Annotated in this window: 23 protein-coding genes; 5 read left to right on the plus strand and 18 right to left on the minus strand. The window is 58.4% G+C overall.

The genetic code is table 11. The annotated features are described in order from the left end of the window. The 4 genes from HMPREF1147_RS04120 to HMPREF1147_RS04135 form a co-directional block, all read right to left on the minus strand. Positions 1-708, minus strand: a 708-nt coding sequence (locus tag HMPREF1147_RS04120; RefSeq protein WP_009657823.1) for a hypothetical protein, incomplete at its 3' end; no start/stop codon positions are given. Between the two features lie 118 nt (positions 709-826). Next, positions 827-1,453: a class I SAM-dependent methyltransferase gene (locus HMPREF1147_RS04125; RefSeq protein ID WP_009657840.1), complete on the minus strand. Its 627-nt coding sequence runs from the start codon at positions 1,451-1,453 to the stop codon at positions 827-829. Positions 1,454-1,529: 76 nt separating this feature from the next. Next, entirely contained in the window at positions 1,530-2,510 is a 981-nt protein-coding gene (locus tag HMPREF1147_RS04130; protein WP_009657826.1) for a diaminopimelate dehydrogenase, read from the minus strand. 65 nt (positions 2,511-2,575) lie between these two features. Further along, positions 2,576-2,890 (minus strand): hypothetical protein, encoded by a 315-nt coding sequence (locus HMPREF1147_RS04135; RefSeq protein ID WP_037351122.1) that lies wholly within the window; start codon positions 2,888-2,890, stop codon positions 2,576-2,578. A gap of 218 nt (positions 2,891-3,108) precedes the next feature. Between HMPREF1147_RS04135 and HMPREF1147_RS04140 the strand changes: the two genes are divergently transcribed. Beyond that, a complete protein-coding gene (locus HMPREF1147_RS04140) occupies positions 3,109-3,507 on the plus strand; it encodes a thioesterase family protein (RefSeq protein ID WP_009657838.1) in 399 nt (132 codons plus the stop codon). Between the two features lie 228 nt (positions 3,508-3,735). On the opposite strand, the gene groL is transcribed toward HMPREF1147_RS04140, so the two are convergent. The 7 genes from groL to HMPREF1147_RS04175 form a co-directional block, all read right to left on the minus strand. Continuing rightward, positions 3,736-5,364: a chaperonin GroEL gene (gene groL, locus HMPREF1147_RS04145; RefSeq protein ID WP_009657829.1), complete on the minus strand. Its 1,629-nt coding sequence runs from the start codon at positions 5,362-5,364 to the stop codon at positions 3,736-3,738. A gap of 30 nt (positions 5,365-5,394) precedes the next feature. Then, complete coding sequence (gene groES, locus HMPREF1147_RS04150) at positions 5,395-5,676, minus strand: co-chaperone GroES (protein WP_009349865.1); 282 nt, start codon at positions 5,674-5,676, stop codon at positions 5,395-5,397. A gap of 155 nt (positions 5,677-5,831) precedes the next feature. Continuing rightward, the gene (locus tag HMPREF1147_RS04155) at positions 5,832-7,559 is read right to left on the minus strand and encodes a methyl-accepting chemotaxis protein (protein WP_009657839.1); all 1,728 of its coding nucleotides are present in this window, start codon (positions 7,557-7,559) and stop codon (positions 5,832-5,834) included. Positions 7,560-7,572: 13 nt separating this feature from the next. Next, positions 7,573-8,496 carry a sugar ABC transporter substrate-binding protein gene (locus HMPREF1147_RS04160; protein WP_175282271.1) on the minus strand — a complete coding sequence of 308 codons (924 nt, stop codon included), beginning with the start codon at positions 8,494-8,496 and terminating at the stop codon, positions 7,573-7,575. Between the two features lie 34 nt (positions 8,497-8,530). Then, on the minus strand, positions 8,531-9,031 hold the full coding sequence (gene ilvN / locus HMPREF1147_RS04165; protein WP_009657835.1) for an acetolactate synthase small subunit: 501 nt from the start codon (positions 9,029-9,031) through the stop codon (positions 8,531-8,533). Position 9,032: 1 nt separating this feature from the next. Further along, positions 9,033-10,718 carry a biosynthetic-type acetolactate synthase large subunit gene (gene ilvB, locus HMPREF1147_RS04170; protein WP_198002974.1) on the minus strand — a complete coding sequence of 562 codons (1,686 nt, stop codon included), beginning with the start codon at positions 10,716-10,718 and terminating at the stop codon, positions 9,033-9,035. 342 nt (positions 10,719-11,060) lie between these two features. After that, complete coding sequence (locus HMPREF1147_RS04175; RefSeq protein ID WP_009439191.1) at positions 11,061-12,623, minus strand: hypothetical protein; 1,563 nt, start codon at positions 12,621-12,623, stop codon at positions 11,061-11,063. A gap of 211 nt (positions 12,624-12,834) precedes the next feature. Here HMPREF1147_RS04175 and HMPREF1147_RS04180 point away from each other — a divergent pair, with 211 nt between their 5' ends. After that, positions 12,835-13,287: a nitrous oxide-stimulated promoter family protein gene (locus HMPREF1147_RS04180; RefSeq protein ID WP_009657825.1), complete on the plus strand. Its 453-nt coding sequence runs from the start codon at positions 12,835-12,837 to the stop codon at positions 13,285-13,287. A 69-nt stretch (positions 13,288-13,356) separates the two neighbouring features. On the opposite strand, the gene HMPREF1147_RS04185 is transcribed toward HMPREF1147_RS04180, so the two are convergent. From HMPREF1147_RS04185 to HMPREF1147_RS04215, 7 genes are all read right to left on the minus strand, one after another. Next, positions 13,357-13,881: a methyl-accepting chemotaxis protein gene (locus HMPREF1147_RS04185; protein ID WP_009349856.1), complete on the minus strand. Its 525-nt coding sequence runs from the start codon at positions 13,879-13,881 to the stop codon at positions 13,357-13,359. A 114-nt stretch (positions 13,882-13,995) separates the two neighbouring features. Continuing rightward, complete coding sequence (locus tag HMPREF1147_RS04190; protein ID WP_037351123.1) at positions 13,996-15,234, minus strand: hypothetical protein; 1,239 nt, start codon at positions 15,232-15,234, stop codon at positions 13,996-13,998. 34 nt (positions 15,235-15,268) lie between these two features. After that, positions 15,269-16,117, minus strand: a complete 849-nt coding sequence (locus HMPREF1147_RS04195) for a polysaccharide deacetylase family protein (RefSeq protein WP_009657836.1) — start codon at positions 16,115-16,117, stop codon at positions 15,269-15,271. Between the two features lie 3 nt (positions 16,118-16,120). Then, positions 16,121-17,047 carry a DNA-binding protein WhiA gene (gene whiA, locus HMPREF1147_RS04200; protein ID WP_009657811.1) on the minus strand — a complete coding sequence of 309 codons (927 nt, stop codon included), beginning with the start codon at positions 17,045-17,047 and terminating at the stop codon, positions 16,121-16,123. Between the two features lies 1 nt (position 17,048). Next, positions 17,049-18,344, minus strand: a complete 1,296-nt coding sequence (gene yvcK, locus HMPREF1147_RS04205; protein ID WP_009349852.1) for a YvcK family protein — start codon at positions 18,342-18,344, stop codon at positions 17,049-17,051. Positions 18,345-18,347: 3 nt separating this feature from the next. Further along, positions 18,348-19,262, minus strand: coding sequence for an RNase adapter RapZ (gene rapZ / locus HMPREF1147_RS04210; protein WP_009657822.1), 915 nt, complete (start codon positions 19,260-19,262; stop codon positions 18,348-18,350). A 56-nt stretch (positions 19,263-19,318) separates the two neighbouring features. Next, positions 19,319-20,161 carry a Cof-type HAD-IIB family hydrolase gene (locus HMPREF1147_RS04215; protein ID WP_009657815.1) on the minus strand — a complete coding sequence of 281 codons (843 nt, stop codon included), beginning with the start codon at positions 20,159-20,161 and terminating at the stop codon, positions 19,319-19,321. 92 nt (positions 20,162-20,253) lie between these two features. Here HMPREF1147_RS04215 and HMPREF1147_RS04220 point away from each other — a divergent pair, with 92 nt between their 5' ends. The 3 genes from HMPREF1147_RS04220 to HMPREF1147_RS04230 all read left to right on the plus strand — a co-directional run bounded on the left by HMPREF1147_RS04220 (position 20,254) and on the right by HMPREF1147_RS04230 (position 21,639). Beyond that, the gene (locus HMPREF1147_RS04220; RefSeq protein ID WP_009657813.1) at positions 20,254-20,742 is read left to right on the plus strand and encodes a hypothetical protein; all 489 of its coding nucleotides are present in this window, start codon (positions 20,254-20,256) and stop codon (positions 20,740-20,742) included. Between the two features lie 62 nt (positions 20,743-20,804). After that, positions 20,805-21,143 carry a NusG domain II-containing protein gene (locus tag HMPREF1147_RS04225; RefSeq protein ID WP_009657828.1) on the plus strand — a complete coding sequence of 113 codons (339 nt, stop codon included), beginning with the start codon at positions 20,805-20,807 and terminating at the stop codon, positions 21,141-21,143. A gap of 1 nt (position 21,144) precedes the next feature. Then, the gene (locus HMPREF1147_RS04230) at positions 21,145-21,639 is read left to right on the plus strand and encodes a Gx transporter family protein (protein WP_009657831.1); all 495 of its coding nucleotides are present in this window, start codon (positions 21,145-21,147) and stop codon (positions 21,637-21,639) included. The last annotated feature ends 50 nt before the right edge of the window (positions 21,640-21,689 follow it).

Below are 21,689 nucleotides of genomic sequence, written 5' to 3' on the forward strand. Positions count from 1 at the left end.
TGTGTACTCTGTTAAGATCTCTCCGCGCGTATCACGCGTGCGGCGCGTCCGCGCCGCCGCCGAGAGCAGCGCCGCATGTTCCACCGCCGCCTCGTCCGCACCTGCGGCGCGCGCGGCGCCCCGATCCTGCGCCAAGATTCGCTCCGCAAGATGCTTCTCGGGAGCAAATTGCTCCGTTCCCTCTTTCCTGCGGAAGAACCTGCGAAAGAGGAACACGCCGCCCACAATCCCGACGGCGAGCAGTCCTGCCCATGCAAAGGAACTCGGCGCCGTATAGGACTGCGGCGATTCCTGCGCGGCGGTCTGTGTGCTCCCGTCGGCGCCGATGCCAAGCTGCTTTTTAAGGATCGCGTTCTCCTCCGCAGCGCTCAGCCCTGTTGTCACATCCGCGCCCGTCTGCCCCTCGACCTGCGTCCCGCGATCGACGCGCGTACTTGCCGTATTCACGCGGTCGCCGCCCGCAGCATCGCTGCGCGCGCCGGCATCAGCGCGTTCATGCTGCCCCGCATTCGTACGATCCTGCGGCGTCCCCGTCGTCGTCTTTGATAGCGCGCCGTTGCCCTGTGCCACCGAGTCACGCGCCTGCTGCTCCGCCTGTGCATCGCCCGTCGTATGCGTCTGATTCGCCTGTGCGTCACGCGCCGCATCGCCGAGCGTGATCTTCGGCGGCGAGGGGGGGGTCGGCGGCGTCGGCGGTGTAATCGCCATAGCAGCACTCCTTTCTCATCCAGTCTATGCCCTTACTATAGCAGAAAATATCGTTCGGCGAAATAGCAAAAGCGTCCCGCCGATACGGGACGCTTTCTTCATTTGCAAAAGAAAAATCTCACGCCTTGTACGCCCGAACATTGAGGCGATCCGCCTTCAAATCCTCGTCAATCTCCACACGTGCAAAGCCCGCACCCATGAGCAGCGGTTCGAGTTCCTCACCCGTATAGACAGACATATTATCAACGAGTTTCTGCCACTTTTCATGTGCACCCGTCTTGCCGCTCGTCTCGTTCGTTATCATGAATACGCCGCCGGATTTCAGTACGCGGTGCATCTCCGTAAAGCAATGGGCAATCTCTTGCCAAAAGTAGATTGTTTCAAACGCAGTCACAACATCGAACTGCCCATCACCAAATGGCAGTTCCAATACATTCCCCTGCATGACCGTGCACCGTCCCACCTCGATTGCCGCACGGTTCACCTCACGTGCCTTCTCGACGGAAACCGTCGAATAGTCCAGCCCCGTCACATCCCCTGTGGGGAGCATCTGCAAAAATTTCGCGAGGTTCGCCCCGCCGCCGCATCCGCAGTCGAGAACGTGCTCGTCCCCGCGCAGGTCCAGATGCGAGAGCCCCCATGCTGCAATCCCAACATGCCCGCGATTCATCATCGCAACAACGACCCTGCCCATCGTCCCCTGTGGTTTCTCAAAATTACCAAAAAATCGCCGAAGCAAGCCCATGCTGCTCCTCCTTTCTGCAAATGCCACAGCACCAATACAAAAGTGCCCCGTGCAAAAATGCACGAGGCACTGGATTTTACAACAAAGCCGCACGAAGCTCCTCACCGCCCTGCGCCGAGAGATAGGCGGGAGCGATGTCGAGGACGGTCTTGCAGCCCGTCTGCCCCTCAGACGCAAGGCGGTGTGCCGCACGTGCATACGCCGCGAGAACACACGCCGTGAACTCGGGGTTCGAGTCGAGCTTCAGGTTGAACTCGATGACGTGCCTATGCTCGCCATCCTTGCCCGTCGCGCCCGAGCGAACGACAAAACCCGCATGGGGCAGCCCCGCATGGTCACGCTGCAGCTCCTCCTCGCTGATGAAGTGCACCGTCGTATCGTAGTCCGCGAAGTAGTTCGGCATCGTCACGATCGCCTTCTCCACGGCAGCCGCATCCGCGCCCTCCTCAAGCACAACATAGCACTCACGCGTATGCTTCTCGCGTGTGGTGAGCTGAGGATTCGCACCGCTGCGCACGGCATCGAGCGCGGCAGGCACGGGGACGGTATACTGCTTGGCATCGCGCACACCTGGGATGCGTCGGATCGCATCCGAGTGCCCCTGACTCACGCCGCGCCCCCAGAACGTGTAGTCTGCACCGTTCGTGAGCACCGCATCGCCATAGACGCGTGCGAGCGAGAACAGTCCGGGATCCCAACCGACCGAGATCACGCCTACCGTCCCCGCCGCCTTTGCCGCCGCATCCACCGCCGCGAAATGCGCGGGAATCTTTGCGTGCGTGTCGAAGCTGTCCACGACGTTGAACAGATTTGCAAACGCGGGGGTCTGCTCGGGCAGATCGGTCGCAGAGCCGCCGCAGAGGATCAGGACATCGATCTTGTCCTTCCACTCTGCCGCCTTGTCCGCATGGACAACCGGCACGTTCGTGCGCGGCTTCACCGATGCGGGGTCGCGCCGTGTAAAGACGGCGACCAGCTCCATATCCTCATTTGCCTCGACCGCATACTCCACACCGCGGCCGAGATTGCCATAACCAAGAATACCAATACGAATCATAAAAACTCCTCCCACCATCCCCCAAGGACGGCGTCAAACGTAGGAGAAAGCGCTTTCGCGCTCCCTCAGTAATGCGGGTGCGCCTTCACATAGTCAACCGGGCGCGACCAGTCCACCTGCACGCCTGTCTCATTCCACAGGCGCGTGAGAGCCAGTTCGAAGCTGTCCCGATCCGCGAGCGGAGTGACGGACTCCTTCGTAAAGTCCATCAGCGTCTCATGCGGCACCTCGACCTCATGATCTGCTGCGAGGAAAGCCTCCGCAGCCGCGCGCCCCTTCTCATCCGCGAGATTCACCGTCGCGGTACGGGCATCTGCATCATAATCAATCCAGCCGAGAACGTCGCCATAGCTGATGGCGACACTGTACATATCACTCACTCGTATCACCTCTTATTACGGATATATGCCCTCTTTGCGGGCGTCCCTTATTATAGAATGATTCCATGACGGGCGCAACCGTCCGCGGCAAATTATTCTGTATACAGGGTTCACTTTTTCTCCCCTCGCCCGTTGCATAAGAATTTGGCATGCAGTAAAATATAAAAAAGAAATTACCTATACCAAGTCCAAATCATGGAAAAGGAGCTGGAACTCTCATGGAATTTACAAGCACCATCGCCCCCGGCATGACACACGAGGTACAGGACACCGTCACGGAGGAGAAGACCGCGCGCGTCGTCGGCAGCGGATCGCTCGACGTCTACGCGACCCCCTGCATGGCGGCGCTCATGGAACGCGCCGCAGCTGAGCTATGCCAGCGCGAATGCCCCGTCGGATGGACGACCGTCGGCACTGCACTCTCTATCAGCCACCGTGCCGCAACGCCCGTCGGACTGTCCGTCCGCGCCGTCGCCGAGGTCACGGCGGTCGACGGACGCAAGATCAACCTCAAGGTCACGGCATACGATGCCCGCGAGGAGATCGGTTCCGGCACGCATGAGCGCTTTGCCGTCGCATCGGAAAAATTCTTTGCCAAAGCCGAGAGCAAGCGCTAATCCTTCCTCGTGTAAATAAATATCCATCCGCACAGCAGATAGTTTTTCATTTTTGGGCATCCCCCTAATATCACCGGCAGCGTATAACATGTAACATAAAAAGACGCCCCTCCGAACTTTCGGAGAGACGTCTTTTGTATTACGTAAAACTTTCTATGCACAAAATATGCACAAATCGTTTTGCCAAAATGCTAAAACCGTTTATTTACCGGAACGCATGGGGCATCCTTACATCATGCCGCCCATTCCGCCCATGCCCGGTGCGCCGCCCGGCATCGGAGCCTCAGGCTCCGGCTTGTCGGTGACGAGTGTCTCGGTCGTCAGCACCATTGCGGCGATGGATGCCGCGTTCTGGAGCGCCGAGCGCGTGACCTTTGCAGGGTCGACGATGCCCGCGCCGATCATGTCGACGTAGGTGTTCTCGAGTGCGTTGAAGCCGATGCCGTCGCCCGCCTTCTTAACGCTGTCCACAACGACGGAGCCCTCGAGACCTGCGTTCTCGGCGATCTGGCGTACGGGCGCCTCGATGGCGCGGCGCACGATGTCAACGCCAACCTTAACGTCGCCCTCGGCATTGATTTTATCAAGTGCCGGCAGGATATCGATGAAGGTCGTGCCGCCGCCGGCAACGATGCCCTCTTCGACCGCGGCACGCGTTGCGTTGAGCGCGTCCTCGACGCGGTACTTTTTGTCCTTCATCTCGACTTCGGTAGCTGCGCCGATCTCAACGACCGCAACGCCGCCCGCGAGTTTTGCGAGACGCTCCTGCAGCTTCTCGCGATCGAAATCGGAGGTCGTCTCCGCGATCTGCTTCTTGAGCTGATCGACGCGCGAAGCGATCTGATTCTTGTCGCCCGCACCGTCAACGATGGTCGTCTCCTCTTTCGTAGAGCGCACCTGACGCGCACGACCGAGGTCTGTAAGCGTAACGCTGTCGAGCTTGCGCCCAAGCTCTTCGCTGATGACCGTTCCGCCCGTAAGGATTGCGATATCCTCGAGCATTGCCTTGCGGCGGTCGCCGAAACCCGGCGCCTTGACCGCGAGTGCTTTGAACGTGCCGCGGAGCTTATTGACAACGATCGTTGCGAGCGCTTCGCCGTCGAGATCTTCGGAGATGATGACGATCTGCTTGCCCTGCTTGACCACCTGCTCGAGCACTGGCAGGATGTCCGCAACGGACGAGATCTTGCGATCCGTGATGAGCACATACGGATCGTCCATAATAGCTTCCATCTTCTCGGTATCCGTCACCATGTACGGGGAGATGTAGCCGCGGTCAAACTGCATTCCTTCGACGACAGAGAGGTTCGTGTCCATGGACTTGGACTCCTCGACCGTGATAACGCCGTCCTTGCCAACCTTCTCCATCGCCTCTGCGATGAGGTCGCCGACTTCGCTGTCGCCGGAGGAGATCGCCGCAACCTGCGCGATCTTTGCCTTGGTCTCGACCTTCTGTGCCTTGCTCTTGATCTCCTCGACGAGGGTCTTGACTGCGCACTCAATGCCCTTCTTGACGATCATCGGGTTTGCGCCCGCAACGACGTTGCGCATTCCTTCCTGAATCATCGCCTGTGCGAGGAGCGTCGCGGTCGTCGTGCCGTCGCCTGCGATGTCGTTCGTCTTCGTCGCGACTTCCTTCACGAGCTGTGCGCCCATGTTTTCGAACGGATCCTCGAGCTCGATGTCGCGCGCAATCGTTACGCCGTCGTTCGTGATGGTCGGTGCGCCGTACTTCTTATCGAGAACGACGTTGCGGCCTTTGGGACCGAGCGTTACCTTAACCGCATTTGCCAGTGCGTCAACGCCGCGCCCAAGTGCGCGGCGCGCCTCTTCGTCAAACAAAATCTGTTTTGCCATTACTATATGCCTCCTAAAAGCTGCGTAATCTTACAGAATCGCCAAAATGTCGCTCTCGCGGACGATGAGATAGTCCTTGTCGTCGACCTTGATCTCAGAGCCCGAGTACTTCGAGAATACGACACCGTCGCCCACCTTCACCTCAGGTGTGGCGCGCTGTCCGTTATCCAGCAGCTTGCCCGTGCCAACGGCAACGACTTTGCCCTTCTGCGGCTTTTCCTTCGCCGTGTCGGGGAGCACAATGCCGCTCGCCGTCGTGACATCGCTCTCCGCAACCTCAATGACAACACGTTCGCCCAATGGCTTAATCATGGTATCTGCCTCCTAGTTTCATAACAATGATATTCTACGCTGTTAGCACTCTCATTTACTGAGTGCTAACTCACGATTCATATAGTAATCCATTTAAGTCAAAAAGTCAATAGTCTTTTTATAAAAAAGTCAAACTGCTTTTTGAGGCGGCAAAATCAGCCCTCTTTGAATGCTGCAACAAGGTTCTTGAGGCGCGCCGTACCTTCTTTGAAGGTTTGAATCTTTGCCAAAATATCCTCATACTGCTCCGCCATACCGACGACTTTCTCCGCGATCTTCGTATTGCCGACGGCTCCCTCATGGGTTGCATTGCGGATCTCGTCCATCGCCTGGTTCATTTCATTGACAGCGGAGAGCAGTTGCTGCGAATTTGTCGTCGTATCCTCTGCACTCTTGCGGAAATACGCCGTATCCTTCTCATAGGAGAGCGTGGTTTCATCCATCCGCCCATAGTCGGCATGGACGTCCTCGTCGATGAATTGCAGCAGGCTGTATGCTCCGTCTGAGAGCGCTTGTACGGATGCCGTGACCTGCCCCGTGAGGCCTCTGATCTTCTCGGTGGTCTCGCGCGACTGCTCGGCGAGTTTGCCGACCTCACCCGCAACGACGGCAAAGCCGCGCCCCTGTTCACCGGCGCGCGCCGCCTCAATGCTCGCATTGAGCGCGAGCAGGTTGGTCTGCTCCGCAATTTCAGCAATATCTCGTGTGAGCTGTCCAATCTGGTCGACAACCTTTGCGGATTCGATCGCTTCCTCGACAGAGGCCTTCGTCGCCCCGTAGATGCGATCGGCGCTTGCCCGCGATTGCTCCATCGCCGTCTTGAGCTGTGCGACGCGTCCCACAATCTCGCGCGCATACTCCTCGCTGCGCGCGGCGGCATCCGCCGCCCCCTTAATGCCGTCACTGAGATCGCTGCTGAGATGCTGAACGTTGGAGGTGGACGCCGCCGTCTCCTCCATGCCCGCCGACATCTCCTGCGTTACGGCTGACATGTCCTGTGTGTCGCCGCTGAGACTATTCAGCATCTGCTCAAGCTCGCCGACCATGGCGTCCGTCGTCTCAGCTTCCTCATGCACCTGCTTCATAAAGCCCTGCATTTTGCCGAGTGCCTGCACCACGACGCCGATCTCATCGCGGCGCGCCGAGAGTTCCGCCGGGATCTCGCGGCTCAGATCGCCCGCCGCCACGGCGTTGAGGTGTCCGATCGATGCGGCAAGCGGTCCCGAGATATTATCCGCGATGAGACGCGAAACGAACAGCCCGAATCCGAGCGCGATCAGCAGGATCACCGCAAAGGTGTAGACCGTCTCGTCATAGCGGACATTGTTCGCCTCAAAGACCTGTTTTCCCTGAAACACGTTATCCGGAGTGAGCACATCCATATTGCTCGAAATCACCGTGAGCGACGCAAGATTATTAAAGGCCGCAATGCGATCTTCCGGTGCAGTCCCCATATTGTTGATGGCGCCGACCTTATCCGCGGCGACAGTGAGGTTTTTTTCCAGCTCAGCAATGGTCGCCTGCGCGCGCTCGCTCGTGTCAATCTTTTTGAGTTCCTCCATATCGTGCCGGATTCCGTCAAGATTGCCGAGCACATCGTCCACAAGCACCTTGCGGCTGTCCACGGGCATATCCGTCTGCAACAGATACGGCGTGTTCACACTGATTTTGCGCAGCCGATTGTTCGCATCGTTGAGGTACTGCGTCGTCATGAGGTTGTGGTTATACATATCGTCGAGCGACTCTTTCGCACGGTAGTTCGAGTAGATTCCAACTGACGCAACAATGAGAAGAACGACGAGCAGCGTCACGGAGAGGATAAAAATCTTCGTCCGCACGCTGTAATCTTTGAGTGCATCCGCACCAATCATTGGAATATTCATGCCGCCGCCCTCCTCAGTTGCCAACCTGTCCGATATTTTCCTGCGTGATGGATGTAAAAGGAATCGATGTGTCGCTTGACGGCGGATTTCCCTTGATGAATCCCTCCGCGAGCGTCAGCGCGGCTTCGCCCTGTCCCTTTGCATCCTGCTTGACGGTCTGCACCATCTCCCCGGCCGTCACGGCGGCAAGCCCTGCCGGTGTCGCATCAACCCCTGAGATCAGGCAGCCCTCGAGGCGGTTTGCCCCCTTGAGTGCCTGCACTGCGCCGAGCGCCATCTCATCGTTGCCCGCAACGACACCGTTGATCTCCGGAAACATGCTCATCCAAAGAGTCATTGTCTTGAGCGCCTCTGCTTTGCTCCATCCGGCATCGACAAAAGAGAGCAGCTGTATGTCCGGGCGCTTGTCAAGGCAGGCTTCTTTGAACCCTTCCCAACGTCCCACGGCACTGCTCTGCGTACCGTCGCCCTGCAAATAGACGATCTTTGCGCCCTCCGGCAGATGCGTCGCCATGTATTCGCCCTGCATACGACCGGCTTCCTTATCGTCGGAAAACGCGCGCAGCACCTTTCCACCCGCAACGCTGCGGTTGACGATGATCACAGGGATGCCCGCATCGTTTGCCTTTTCGATGCTTTTGACAATGCTCGTCCCGTCCGCCGCGAGCAGAACGATCGCGCCTGCACCGCTGCTGATGGCATCGTTCATCTGGTCGATCTGCATATTGCCGCTGCCCTTGGCGTCCAAATACGTGACCTCGATGCCGTCCGCCTTTGCCTTTTGATCAAATGCCGCTCTGATCTGCGAACAGAACCCGTCCGCATCGTCAAAATTTGCATAGACGACGCGGTTCGAACTCGCCCCCGGCATTCCACAGCCCGCAAGTCCCAAGCAAGCGGCAGGAAGAAGAAACATTGCCCATTTTCTCAGATTCATACCGATCCCTCCATTTTTCTGCATGTGTTTCCTTTTACATATGTTTCACGGGTACGGGACCGCGCGAGAGTGCGATTGCTCCCGTCCGCGCGATCTCGATGATGCCGTAGTCCGACAGCAGCTCGGAAAGCGCGTCGATCTTCTTCGCGTCGCCCGTCAACTCCACAACGACATTCTCCACCCCGACATCCACGATGCGCGCGCGGAAGATGTTCACGACGTCGATGATCTGCGCACGCGATTCCTTCGTCGCGCGCACCTTGATGAGCACAAGTTCACGCGTGATAGAGTCAAATTGCGTAAGATTGACAATTTTCACAACGTCGATCAGCTTCGAAAGCTGCGTCACCACTTGGTTCAGCTCGTTCTCCGAGGCAACGGAGACAACGATGTTGATGCGCGTGACCGCCTTCTCCTCCGTATAGCCGGCAGAGATGCTTTCGATATTGAACGCGCGCCGGCTGATGAGTCCGGCGATGTGGGTGAGGACGCCCGGTTTGTTGTCGACCAGCACCGCGAGTAAATATTTGTCCATATTACCTGCCTCCCAGCACCATCTGATCGAGCCGCTTGCCGCCCGGCACCATCGGCACAACGTCCGCTTCCTCGGGAACGATGACGTCGATGAGCCGCGTCCCGTCCGCCGCGAGGAGCTGCCGCAGTTCCTCTGCAAGCTGCGCCTTCGTCTCAATGCGCGCACCCGCAACCCCCATCGCCGCGGCGAGCTTCACATAGTCGGTCTTGCCCTTCAGCTCCGACGCGGAATAATGCCGGCTGTAGAAAAGCCGCTGCCACTGCCCCACCATGCCGAGGATGGAGTTGTGCACGATGACGACCTTGATGTCGATGTCGTTGTCCGCAATGGTCGCAAACTCTTGACAGTTCATCATGATGCTGCCGTCGCCCGTGATGAGCACGACTTTCTTCTCTGGGCAGGCGAGTTTCGCCCCGAGCGCCGCCGGCAAACCGTACCCCATCGTGCCGAGCCCGCCCGACGTGAGGAATGTCCGCGGCGCATGTGCATGGAAAAACTGCGCCGCCCACATCTGGTGCTGTCCCACATCCGTCACACAGATCGTATCCTCACCCATCAGTTCACGCACCTTGCTGACGAGCGCCTCGGGGCGAATCTCCTCCGCTTCCTTCCATGTCAAGGGATGCGCACGCTCCATCGACAGCACCTCGCCGAGCCACGGGCGGAATCGCGTCGTTAAGTCTCCTTCCAGGGCGCGCACCGCCGCGACGAACGCGGGCAATGTCCCCCGCAGATCGCCGAGCACGGGGAGATCGGCGCGCACATTTTTGTTCAGCTCCGCAGGATCGATGTCAAAATGCACGATGCGTGCCTTTGGCGCAAACGCCGCCGTGTTCCCCGTCACGCGGTCGCTGAACCGCGTGCCGACCGCGAGGAGGAGGTCGCACTCCTGTATTGCCATGTTCGACGCGTAGGAGCCGTGCATCCCCGCCATCCCGGTGAATCCCTCGGTCTCTGCGGCGATGCCGCCGATGCCCATGAGCGTTGCGACCGACGGCATCCCCGTCAGTCTGAGGAGTTCACGAATCTCCTCCGCAGTATCCGAGAGCACAACACCGCCGCCGACGAAGAGCAGCGGCTGCTCCGCCGCGGCAAGAGCCTCCGCTGCCGCCCGCACCGCTGCGGGATCAAAGGAGGCCTCGTCCGTATAGCCGTGCAGCTTTACAGCACTCGGATAGCGATAGTCGATCTGCGCATCGAACACATCCTTTGCCACGTCGATGACGACGACGCCCGGGCGCCCCGTCCGCGCGATATAAAACGCCTCTTTGACGATGCGCGGCAGATCTGCCGCATCCTTCACAAGATAATTATGCTTCGTAATCGGCGTCGTAATACCCACGATGTCCGCCTCTTGAAACGAATCTTTGCCGATATAGGGATTTGCCACCTGCCCCGTAATGCAGACCATCGGCACGGAGTCCATATGCGCCGTCGCAATCCCCGTCACGAGATTCGTCGCGCCGGGTCCCGACGTCGCGAATACGACGCCGACCTTCCCCGACGCGCGAGCGTAGCCGTCCGCCGCATGTGCCGCGCCCTGCTCATGACGCGTCAGCACATGCCGGAAGCCCATTTTATAAACTTCGTCGTACAGTGTCAGCACCGCGCCGCCCGGATATCCAAAGACGACCTCGACGCCCTCCTGTTTCAAACTCTCTAAAAGCGCACGTGCGCCGTTCATCATCAAATCGGATTCCCTCCTAAAATATAGCCATCCCCATTATAATACTCTTCTATTATAGGGGTTTCTCCTTTTTTTTACAAGCATCTCCGACATCTTGAATAATTTTCCGGACATCTTTAATGATATGTGTGAAAGCAGCTGCATGGACTCCATAACAACAAACGGATCCGATATACAATACATATCGAATCCGTTTCAATACAATTTTGTGAATACGCACGCGTAAATTTGGAAGCATCCACACTTTTGTCCCGAACAAAGCAAGACTGCCGGCATGATCCACAAGGCGAATATAGCTTTGCTTTCGTTCTCTCACAGCGCAATCGGTGATCACGACTCAACTCATGATCTATGATCCCTTGATTTCCGATCCACTACACTGTAGAGCATCGTAACGAACCCTTCCTCACCGAGATACCGCGGATCAAACGAGACGCACCCTATCGTCTCCCGGATACGAGTGATTGCCGCATTGACGCTCTTCTTATTTGAGCCAAATACGCGGTACAGTTCTTCTATATGTGTCAGGTCGATGCTGTTGATGTCGGCAAAAAGGAAAATAACCGCCGTCAGGACTTCCGGTTTTTCTGCATGCCTCCCGACAATATGCGCATAGTCACGGAACAGATTCCCCATCAGCTCCTGTGCGTAACGACTGAACCCAAGTTTTTCCGACACGGCACGAAGCACGGTGAGCTCCTCGCTCCAGCGATCCCGTTCAGCGGCAGGACGGTCGATCTGTGGAGGCAATGCACGCTGCGGAAGCACATCGAGCTGTGCCCTTGAAGAGAGTACGTGGATGGTATGCCGCACGAGTGCAGCCTCTCGCAGGAGAAATTCATCTATATCGGCAGACTTTTTCTGCATACAAAAGAGCTCAAATTCGCGTTGAATCGTCTCGCTGATACGCCGCTGAAGCCGCTTGCTCGCAGGAATCGACGTGATGTAGTTGAGCATCATCACCCCCTCGTCACAAATATGCCCGAACAAAATCGTTCGACTGAGCGCCCCCGGGATCCCCGGATGCGGCAGGATGATCTCCTCATTACGAAGCATGTCACGGCAGACAATGTATTCATCGTACTCTTCCGTTACGGCAAGTACTGCAAAGCGCGCGGCAAGAAGATCCTGTATAATCTCACGCTCGTCGTAATCGAGCTTATCCCATTCCTGCTCGCTGTAATGCTCAATAGGCGTCTCATCGGTAGCGATCAAATGGTAGTCGAAGAAGAAAAAATCCCAAAACCGCAGCCAGAAAGTTTCCTTTTCCTCCTCGGAAGCGTGTTCATAAGCGCTCATATCGTAGAGATCGCCCGTATAGATCATGGCGGCGCGTCCGATATCAAGCTGATACGGAGGACGCCTAAAATACTCGCCGATCTTGTGCAGGAGGTCATTGAGCTGGAGATTCAGCTCGTCCATCTCCATACGCTCATCCTCTTCGATATCATCGAGCGTCAGCCCTTCGATCTCCTCCCATTCGACACGCGGCGGCAGGCGAAATCGCCCTGTGATATAGAACTCCTCAAGATCCGCATCCGGCTCCGCCATATCGATCTCATAGTCCCCGTTTTCCTCAAGGTAAGTGAGGAATGCACGCATACGCGCAAAATAATCCTCCACATGGCACTTTAAGGGACGCCGGTCAATATGTTTTTCAGCATAGCGAAAAAAAAGCGCAAGATAGTCAATGCGGATAAACAGACGCGCAAGTTCGTCGCTGCGCCGTGCAATGCATATCAGGAAATCCTCGATGCAGTACCAGTCAATGCACAGCTCTTCGCTGCTCCTCCCTTTCCACGCCGACGCACGCAAATAGCGCTCGACCAGCGGTCTCGGCACAAAGATGTTCACACGCCCATGTTCGCCGTAGAAACGCTTGACCAAAGCGTAGACATTTTCCATGCAGCCCTCCCGCGTCACGCGTTTCCCCAAATACACAAATCCAAATAGAATACGGTTTATCCTAACAAATGTGTGAACACTTGTCAATCATACTCACACAATGGAAACAGATTTGTCGCTCTTGCTTTTTTCTAAAAAAATCTGTAAAATGACAAAATGGAGAGAAAAGCGCGCATGCGCAGAAGATAAACGAAAGCATAGGTGATTCCGAATGAGCATATTCTCACGCTTCCTCCCGAAGCGCAAACCGCCCGAAATTAAGAACAACATCCCGAAGGAAAAGGAAAACATCCGCAAAACCTTCGGCATTTACTGCGGCAAGCATCACGAGAAGAACGGCAGCAAGCTCTGCCCGCGCTGCACGGCGCTGCTCGCAACCGTCTTTACGAAGATCGACCGTTGCCCCTACGGCATTACAAAGCCGATCTGCGACCGCTGCGACCGCCCATGTTTCGGCGCGAAGGCGACGCAGGAATTCCTGACCATCATGCAGGGCACGCAGCGCGGAATGCTCCTGCGCCATCCCATCATGACCATCAAGCACAAGCTCGCGGGCATGGGCGTCGACTATGCCAAGCATCAGCAGCAGAAAAAACTTGACGACAAGGTAAAGGCACGCGAAAAGGCAGCAAAAGAACGCGTCAAAGAGCGCAAGAAAAAATAAGACGAAAAATAATATGCGCAAAAAACCTCCCGTGCGGTACGTCCGCATCGGGAGGTTTTTATATGCACTTTACGCCAGCGTCTTAATGTATGCCTTGAGCTCGTCCGCGGCTTTCGTCACTTGTGAGAGATTTGCCGTAATCTCCTGCGTGGATGCCGCCTGCTCTTCGCTGATGGAGCCGGTCGTCTCGATGGATTTCGAAATGTCCTCAACGGCACGGTTCATCTCGTTCAGCGTAACCTGGATACGCTCGGTCGCTTCGCGCGACTGCTCCGCGAGCTTGCGCACCTCTTCGGCGACGACGGCGAACCCGCGTCCCTGCTCGCCCGCACGCGCTGCCTCAATCGCGGCATTCAGACCGAGGAGGTTCGTTTGTCCGGCGATGTTCGTGATGAAATCAATGACCTTGATCGTATCGGCATTGCGCTCCTGCAGGAACTTTGCCTGCTTCACCGACTCCTGCCCTGCCGTCGCGAGCTCCGTCGCGCTCTTTGCAACCTGCTCGATCGCCTCATAGACGGTCTGTGTCGACGTCGCAATCTGTTCGATCGCCGTCAGCAGCCGCTCATGGTCAATCTTCGTCTCTTCTGCCATATTTTACTTCCTCCCTGATCACCCGGTATGAATGATTCCCTACGGCATTGTTTGCTATGGTTTTAATTCAACGCAAAGTGAAAAAAACCTTCCTGCCTGCGAAATTTTCTCCGCCTATTTTTCCGGCATTAAGATAATGTTGACGGGCAGATTTGACGCGCCCGGCGGCGAGTATTCGAACTGCACGGGGCGGTCGCTCTCGTACGAACCGAGATCGGCAAGCTCCGTGTGCTGCGTCAGAAAGAGCAGCCCCTCCTCGCGGGCGCGCGCCACATTCTCCGGCTCGGGAACGGTTTGATCGCCAAAATACGCACGGTGCGCGGGCGTCTCGATGAGGCGCATTCGCCTGCCGCTCTGTGCGCGCATCGCGCCCGCGTAAACACCGCCGAGCGGGCTGAGGAAATACCGCGTACGTTCCCTGCCCATCGTCGGGATATTGATTTGATAGAGCAGACCATAGTTGCCGTAGTTCACGACAGGCGCGCCGTCCGTCGCGTCGACCCCGGCAAGGTACGTATCGTGCAGATTGTCCCCGATGGGGAAATACACTGCGCCGTCACGTCCGGGGTGATAGATCCGCTGCGAGGTGACGATGCGGTTCATTCCTTGGAACGTTCCGCGCAGCGCCACCTCGTCACGCGGCAGCACACGCGCCGTACGCAGAAAGGCAAAGGGATCGATGTCCGCACCGTACATGATGACAGAGACCCGCACGGGGGCACTCGCGTCGAAATCATATACCCCGTAAACCAATTCTCCGGGATTCAAAATCGTTTCATCCATCGCAGGTGCAAGGAGACGCGGGCGTTCCTTCGTCACATGGATACGCTCGCTCATCTCGTGCGTATCAAAATAGCCGATCTGTGTCGCCTTACCCACGCGCAGATAGTCGATGCTCGGCGCACTCGCTGCACCGCGTGTCACCGAAACGACAGCGAGATCCGCCTCCGTCTCGAGCACGACCGCCACTTTCTTCGGCGTTGCAGTATCGTTCAGATGATAGTAAAGAACGCGCGCCGCTCCCGTCACGGTATCACGGTAGAGAATCCCCGTCTCTTTGACATACTCGGGACTGTCCGAAAAGAGCAGCGTCCCGCCCGTATCGTGCGACTCCACTTCCCACCGGTGCATCATGCGCGACGCCTGCTGCGCAATCCGCTGCGCAGGGATCCCGTTATCGCCGAGGATTGCGGCAACACGGCTGCGAATGCCCCCTTCCGCCGCGCCGCGCTCCCGCACAACCGTTGTCCCTCCGGTTGGATGCGCCTGTGCGCTTCGCGCCGCCGGGAAGAGCAGCGCGGCACAAAGCGCCGAGATCCCTAAGATTCCCTTCCACACAATTCCCTTATTCATACTCTCTTGATTTCCTTCCTCCAATGATTCCGTTTTATGATCTCCTCAGCAAATAGATCGCGTCCTGCACATTCTGCCGAACGCCCTCCGGCAGCTCTGCCATGCGCGTCTCCAATCGTGCCGCGAGCTCCCCCTTAAAGAGCCGCAGGCGGAATTCCCACAGCCCAAAATGCGGCGGTGGAATATTGATGCGGCGCAGACGGTACGGATTCGTCTCCATCGTATTCAGCCCCGCCTCGCCCGTGACCGCCGTCAGATAGTTTTCCTCGGCGAGCATATCGACGATCACATCGTCATACGATCCGTTCGGATAGGAAAAGCTATAGATTGTCTTCATGCCGTTCCACTCGAGCAGGAGCTTTGAGAGGCGTATCTCATCGAGTTGCTGCTCGCGCGTCAGCGTCGTCAGCGGGATATGGTTCGCCGTGTGGCTGCCGATCTCCATGCCGTGCGACTCGAGTGCGCGCAGATTGTCCCACGTCATATAGCCGGGCTGCCCGATGTCGTTCGTCACGATGTAGAACACGCCCTTCATACCGCGCTCGTCGAGCATCGGCAGGATCACGCGGTGATTGTCCTCATAGCCGTCGTCAAAAGAGAGGATGACGGGCTTTTCCGGCAGTACCTGCTTGCCCTTGCGCGCGCGCGCATAGTCCTGCGGGGTGATTGTCGTATATCCCTCGCGGCGGAGATAGTCGAGCTGTGCGGCAAACTCCGCGGGCGGCACGACATACGGCTCTGCGCCGGGACGCACCTCCTCGGTCACCATATGGTACTCGAGGATGGGAAATCCTGCGGGCGGCGGCGCCGTGATGAGCCACGCAAAGAGTCCGAGCAGCGCCCACAGCGGCAGCGTCAGCAGCCGCCGAATTGTCTTTCCCAAATTTTATACCTCCTCTGCCATCGCGCGCAGTTTGCGCAGGCGATGGTTCATCCCCGGTTTACTGATGTGGCAGAGCGCCGCCAGCTCCGCCATGCTGATCTCCGGATGCGCGCGTCGCATCTCGGCGGTCTCGCGCAGCTCCTCGGGCAGTGTTTCGATGCGCCCCGCCGCCGCAAGACGCTCAATCGCCGCGCGCTGTTCGGCAGCGGCGTCCACGGCACGTCGGACATTCGCCATCTCGACGTTGACGAGGCGATTGACCTGCGCGCGCACCTCTTTCACGTTGCGCGCGACCTCGATCTCCTCCGCCGCCTCCTCCGCTCCGATGAGCGAGAGGAAGTCCATCACGGCGTCACCCTCTTTGAGATAGACGACGTAAAGTCCGCGCCGATCCGTCATTCTAACAGGAAAGCCCATGCGGCGCAGCAGCGTATGAAGCGCACGCCCCATTGTCTCGCTCCGCGCCTTGAGTTCGAGATTGCAGCTCGCCTCGGGGCGGTTCACGCTCCCGCCGCCGAGAAACGCACCGCGCAGATAGGCGGCACGGCAACATTTTTTCCGCAAGAGCGCCATGTCCGTCCCCGCACGCAATTCTCCCTCCTCGAGGAAGCCGAGCTGCGTGAGCAGCGGCGTCACGGATGCGCCTGCGGCGATGTTGACGATATAGGTGCGGCGGCGGAGCTGCGGCGTGCGCTCCTGTGCGACCGATGTCTCGATCGCGGCGTCCATATTGTGCAGGAGCCGGATCACGCGTCGCGCTACGGCGGCACTCGCCGCCTCGAACCGCAGACCGCGCCCCTGCCCTCCTCCCTCCGTCCGGGCGGACGCTCCCATACGGAGAAGAGCGGCTATTTCCGCCGTCCGACAGCAGCTGCGCTGCTCATCCGTGCGTGCGAGCGCATTTTTGACATCCGATGCAAACGACGGCATGTCACTGCACCCGGAAGTCGTAGATCATGCGCATGATGTTCCGGCTGAGCTTATCCGGATCGTGCCGCACGGCATCCGACTGGTTCACAATGTCCGCCCCGACAAAACCGATGCCGAGGGCATTGATCGCATCCTCGTCCACACGGACGGGATAGATGCCCTGCGCCGCGTATTTTTCCCGGAGCGCGGGCGAAATGGGCGCATTGTTGACCAGCATAAAGTCGATGGATCCGCGCCCCGCGTGCTTTAATATCGCCTCCGCGTGCATGGACGCGGTATATCCGTCCGTTTCGCCGGGCTGCGTCATAACGTTGCAGATGTAGATTTTGAGCGCGCGACTTTTTCGCAGCTCCTCCGCCACGCCGCGGATGAGCAAATTCGGCATGATGCTCGTGTAGAGACTGCCGGGACCAAGCACGATGGCGTCCGCCGTGCGGATCGCCTCGAGCGCGGATGCCACAGGCGCGGCATCCGCCGGAAAAAGCCGCACGCTGCGAATGCGCCCCGGTACCTCGGGGATGTGCGATTCGCCCTCGACGACCGTCCCGTCCTCGAGGATCGCGTCGAGACGCACGGACTCCTTGGATGCGGGGAGCACACGCCCCTTGACCGCGAGAACCTTCGACGACTCCTTGAGCGCCGTCTCCATGTCGCCCGTAACCTCGGCCATCGCCGCGAGGAAGAGATTGCCGAAACTATGTCCCGCGAGGTCGCTGCGTCCCTCAAAGCGGTGCTGAAAGAGTTTTTCCATCAGCGGCTCGGTGTCCGCGAGCGCGACGAGACAGTTCCTGAGATCGCCGGGCGGGATGATGCCGAGCTCCTCGCGCAGACGCCCCGAGGAACCGCCGTCGTCGGCGACCGTGACAATGGCAGTCACATTGCTCGTCAGCTCCTTGATGCCGCGCAGGAGCACGGAGAGTCCGTGCCCGCCGCCGATGACAGCAACAGTGGGGCCGCGGCTCAGGCGCGTCTTTTCATAGACGAGATCCACGAGCCGTGCGGACGCCCCCTCGGGCATGAGCGCAGTGATGATGGCGCGGATGACGCGCCGCATCGCGACGAGCATGAGGATGCTGCCGACGACAAAAAGCCCGGCACCCGCAATCGCCGTGAACATATAGTCGTAGCTGCCCTGCCATGTGTAGACGAATCGGAAAATCGCCTCTTCAATCGCGTCGAGATACTGATAGTTAAAGACGAGGGCGACGCCGAGACTGACGCAGATCGTGCCGAGCGCGAATGCGAACAGCCAGCGTTTGAACCCGATGCCGGGGTACAGCCATTTCATGAGATGCATGACTTACCCCTCGCTCACGTGTTCCTGCACCTCGTTTTTCATGAGATCGCGGTGCTCCAGACGCACGTCGTACCGGCTCTTGATGCGGTCGTAGAGATGCTTTGCGATAAAGACGCTGCGGTGCATCCCGCCCGTGCAGCCGACAGCAATGACGAGCTGACTTTTGCCCTCCTTCTCATACTGAGGAAGAAGGAAGTCAATCATATCGTCGAGGTGCCGCTCGAATTTCTGCGTCACGTCCCATGACTCGATGTAGGATGCGACCTGCGGCACGGTGCCGCTCTTGCTCCGCAGATTGTCCACATAGAACGGGTTCGGCAGGAAGCGCACGTCAAAGACGAGATCCGCATCGAGCGGCACGCCGTATTTGAACCCGAACGAGAGCACCGTCACCGTCAGCTCCGTATCGCCGCCCGGCGTATCGTAATGCTCTCTGATGATCTCGCGCAGTTCGGTCTTGCGCAGCTTCGACGTATTGACTATCTGTGTGGCACGTTCGCGCACGGGGGCGAGCTGCTGCCGCTCACGCGTGACCCCCTCGGAGATGCGTGCCTCGGGTGCCAAGGGATGCGGGCGGCGCGTCTCCTTATAGCGGCGAATGATCACGTCGTCCGACGCCTCAATGAAGAGGAGCTCATAGGAAATATCCCCTGCGTCGAGTTCGTCGAGGATCTGCACGAACGCATCAAAAAACTCGCGGCTGCGCGTATCCACAACGATAGCGGCACGACTGATCTGCCCGTGCGTTTCGCGGCAGAGATCGATGAATTTCGGAATAAAGACCGGCGGCAGATTATCTACGCAAAAATAGCCGAGATCCTCCATATAGCGCGCTGCGAGCGTTTTCCCCCCGCCCGACATGCCCGTAATGATCACGGGGCGGAACTTCTCTGCGGACTTTGCCTTCTTCTCACGCATCTCGTATCACCTCACATATCAAATTGAACTGCGTTCTTCAAATCGTTCGTACGCCGTTATATATCCCTCTTTGGCAGCGGTATGGGCGCATCCGCCCCCATGCCGAGCACATAGGCGTAGATCGCGGCGGCAAGCCCGTTCTCCGCACAGGTCAGTGTCTCGTAGTCTGTGGCTTCCTTCACCTCGGGGAACGCGTTGCCCATCGCAATGCTCTTGCCCGCCGCCTCGAGCATCGGCAGATCGTTGTATGCGTCGCCGATCGCCATGGTCTCCTCGGCGGGGATACCGAGCTTTGCCGCGAGTGTGCGGAGCGCCGTCGCCTTGGAGATGCCCTTCGGCACGATCTCGATGAGCGTATCCGCCGAGCGCGTCACGTCGACCTGCGCGCCGAACGCCTCCGCGATCTCCTCCGCGCGTGCGATCGTAATCTCGCGCCCCTGCGTTGCAAGAAGCAGCTTGCAGTTGCCCGCCGCGTGCTCGAGCATCCCAGCGCGCCCCACGGCAATTCCCGGCACGCCCTGCGATGCCTCATAGGCACGCGACTCATCGCACGCCTTTTCATAGCGGAGCCGGCCGCCGCTGTACTCTTGGATATACCAGTCGCGCGCATGGCAGAACGAGATGATGTCGCGCGCGAGCTGCGCGTCGAGCGTGTGCTCCTCATAGACGCGTCCGCTCGGGCTTTTAATCAGCGCGCCGTTGTAGGAGATGATGGGCACATCGAGACCAAGCGCCTCGGCAACGGGCAGCGCCGCCTCGAACATGCGCCCCGTCGCGATGGTTACGACAACACCTGCCTCAGCCGCACGGCGCACCGCCGCAATATTTTCCGGTGATACTGCGCTCCTGCTCGGCAGCATCGTCCCGTCAAGATCCGATACAAATAATTTGACCGCCACACTGTATCCCTCTTTCTTTCTCCGCGCTCTGCTGACAAAGCGCCGCCCCCTGTGTTATAATACGCTGAACTCATTTTCAAAAGGAGGCGCCGATGCAGACCGTATTCTTTCGTCTCGTGACTCTCGTCGCACTGCTCGCCATCCTCATCGGCATCTTTGGACTTTCCTACACGTACCGCGTCGACCACCGCACGGCGCGCAGCCTCTCGGCCTATGCCCGCATTGACTTTCAAGCCTCCTACACCGGCGAGGGACGGCTTGAGGGTGCGACGCTCGCACTATGGGATTACCGTTACGACACAGCGCAGCTGCTGCCGGACGTCGTGCTCTACACCGACGGCAGCGCATGGGAGATGAAAGCCGCAACGAAATACACGCCGCGCCCCACCCCGGGCGCGGACAGCCCCTATAAAAATGAGAACAAGCTCTTCGCCGAGCTGCCGCGCGCTGCGCTCCCCGCCATACGCAGCGCCGCGGGCGTGCGCCTGCGCTTTTACTACGACAACGGGCAGACGATCGATCTGCCGCTCAGTGAACCCGATCTCGCCTATTGGCAGCGGGAGCTGAGCAAAGGCATTTAACCTGATAGAATATCACTCTATTGTACTGTGATTGAAAACATTCGTCAAGGCAAGGCAATTTTATGCAGAAAAGAGACTTCATCCTCATCGCCGCACTTCTCCTCGTCTGCGCCGGCGCCGCAGCTCTGCTTACGCCGCGTGAGAGTAGTGCGCCGCTTCATGCTGTCGTCACGCAGGACGGAAAACAGCTCTACGACATCCCGCTGACAGGACACCGCGGCACGGAGGAAATCGTCGTCGCGGACGAACACGGCACGAATACGATCCGCATTGAGGACGAAACAATCGCCGTCGTGGACGCGGACTGCCCCGACCTCGTCTGTGTCAAGACCGGCAAAGCTGAAAAAAAGGGCGACGTCATCGCCTGCCTCCCGCACAAACTCCTCATCGAAGTGAAATAATATGATGGATCTCCGCATCGCCGCACGCATTGCCCTTCTCACCGCGCTCTCCCTCATCCTATTTCTCCTTGAGGGATTGATTTCCCTGCCGCTGCCCGTCCCGGGCGCAAAGCTCGGGCTCGCCGCCCTCGTCACGCTCGTCGCGCTCTATACCCTGCCGCACATGCGCGACGCATTCCTCGTCCTCCTCCTGCGCATCCTGCTCGCCTCCTTCTTCGGCGGCGGTATCGCACCGATGCTTTACAGTCTCGCGGGAGGAGTCCTGAGTTTTGCCGCAATGGCACTGCTGAAGGCGCGCACGCAGCTCTCCATCGTCGGCATCAGCGCAGTGGGCGGCTTCCTGCACAACATGGGACAGCTCGCCGTCGCCGCCGCCGTAATGCAAACGGACGCTCTCTTCATCTACGCCCCCGTGCTCGGCATCGCAGGCATCCTCACCGGACTCGCCGTCGGTCTCCTCACAAAACAGATCCTCCAAAAAATTTCAACAGGATAAATATTCTCATTTTCTGCCGATTGTGTTATAATTTTCACAGTACAGTTTTC

Source organism: Selenomonas sp. FOBRC9 (assembly GCF_000287655.1).
Taxonomy (GTDB): domain Bacteria; phylum Bacillota; class Negativicutes; order Selenomonadales; family Selenomonadaceae; genus Centipeda; species Centipeda artemidis.

Bases quoted from the DNA above. Each gene is read 5' to 3' on its own strand.
- HMPREF1147_RS04125 (WP_009657840.1), bottom strand. From the start codon at position 1,453: ATGGGCTTGCTTCGGCGATTTTTTGGTAATTTTGAGAAACCACAGGGG.
- HMPREF1147_RS04130 (WP_009657826.1), bottom strand. From the start codon at position 2,510: ATGATTCGTATTGGTATTCTTGGTTATGGCAATCTCGGCCGCGGTGTG.
- HMPREF1147_RS04140 (WP_009657838.1), top strand. From the start codon at position 3,109: ATGGAATTTACAAGCACCATCGCCCCCGGCATGACACACGAGGTACAG.
- groL (WP_009657829.1), bottom strand. From the start codon at position 5,364: ATGGCAAAACAGATTTTGTTTGACGAAGAGGCGCGCCGCGCACTTGGG.
- groES (WP_009349865.1), bottom strand. From the start codon at position 5,676: ATGATTAAGCCATTGGGCGAACGTGTTGTCATTGAGGTTGCGGAGAGC.
- HMPREF1147_RS04155 (WP_009657839.1), bottom strand. From the start codon at position 7,559: ATGAATATTCCAATGATTGGTGCGGATGCACTCAAAGATTACAGCGTG.
- HMPREF1147_RS04160 (WP_175282271.1), bottom strand. From the start codon at position 8,496: ATGAATCTGAGAAAATGGGCAATGTTTCTTCTTCCTGCCGCTTGCTTG.
- ilvN (WP_009657835.1), bottom strand. From the start codon at position 9,031: ATGGACAAATATTTACTCGCGGTGCTGGTCGACAACAAACCGGGCGTC.
- ilvB (WP_198002974.1), bottom strand. From the start codon at position 10,718: ATGATGAACGGCGCACGTGCGCTTTTAGAGAGTTTGAAACAGGAGGGC.
- HMPREF1147_RS04175 (WP_009439191.1), bottom strand. From the start codon at position 12,623: ATGGAAAATGTCTACGCTTTGGTCAAGCGTTTCTACGGCGAACATGGG.
- HMPREF1147_RS04180 (WP_009657825.1), top strand. From the start codon at position 12,835: ATGAGCATATTCTCACGCTTCCTCCCGAAGCGCAAACCGCCCGAAATT.
- HMPREF1147_RS04185 (WP_009349856.1), bottom strand. From the start codon at position 13,881: ATGGCAGAAGAGACGAAGATTGACCATGAGCGGCTGCTGACGGCGATC.
- HMPREF1147_RS04190 (WP_037351123.1), bottom strand. From the start codon at position 15,234: ATGAATAAGGGAATTGTGTGGAAGGGAATCTTAGGGATCTCGGCGCTT.
- whiA (WP_009657811.1), bottom strand. From the start codon at position 17,047: ATGCCGTCGTTTGCATCGGATGTCAAAAATGCGCTCGCACGCACGGAT.
- yvcK (WP_009349852.1), bottom strand. From the start codon at position 18,344: ATGCATCTCATGAAATGGCTGTACCCCGGCATCGGGTTCAAACGCTGG.
- rapZ (WP_009657822.1), bottom strand. From the start codon at position 19,262: ATGCGTGAGAAGAAGGCAAAGTCCGCAGAGAAGTTCCGCCCCGTGATC.
- HMPREF1147_RS04220 (WP_009657813.1), top strand. From the start codon at position 20,254: ATGCAGACCGTATTCTTTCGTCTCGTGACTCTCGTCGCACTGCTCGCC.
- HMPREF1147_RS04225 (WP_009657828.1), top strand. From the start codon at position 20,805: ATGCAGAAAAGAGACTTCATCCTCATCGCCGCACTTCTCCTCGTCTGC.
- HMPREF1147_RS04230 (WP_009657831.1), top strand. From the start codon at position 21,145: ATGATGGATCTCCGCATCGCCGCACGCATTGCCCTTCTCACCGCGCTC.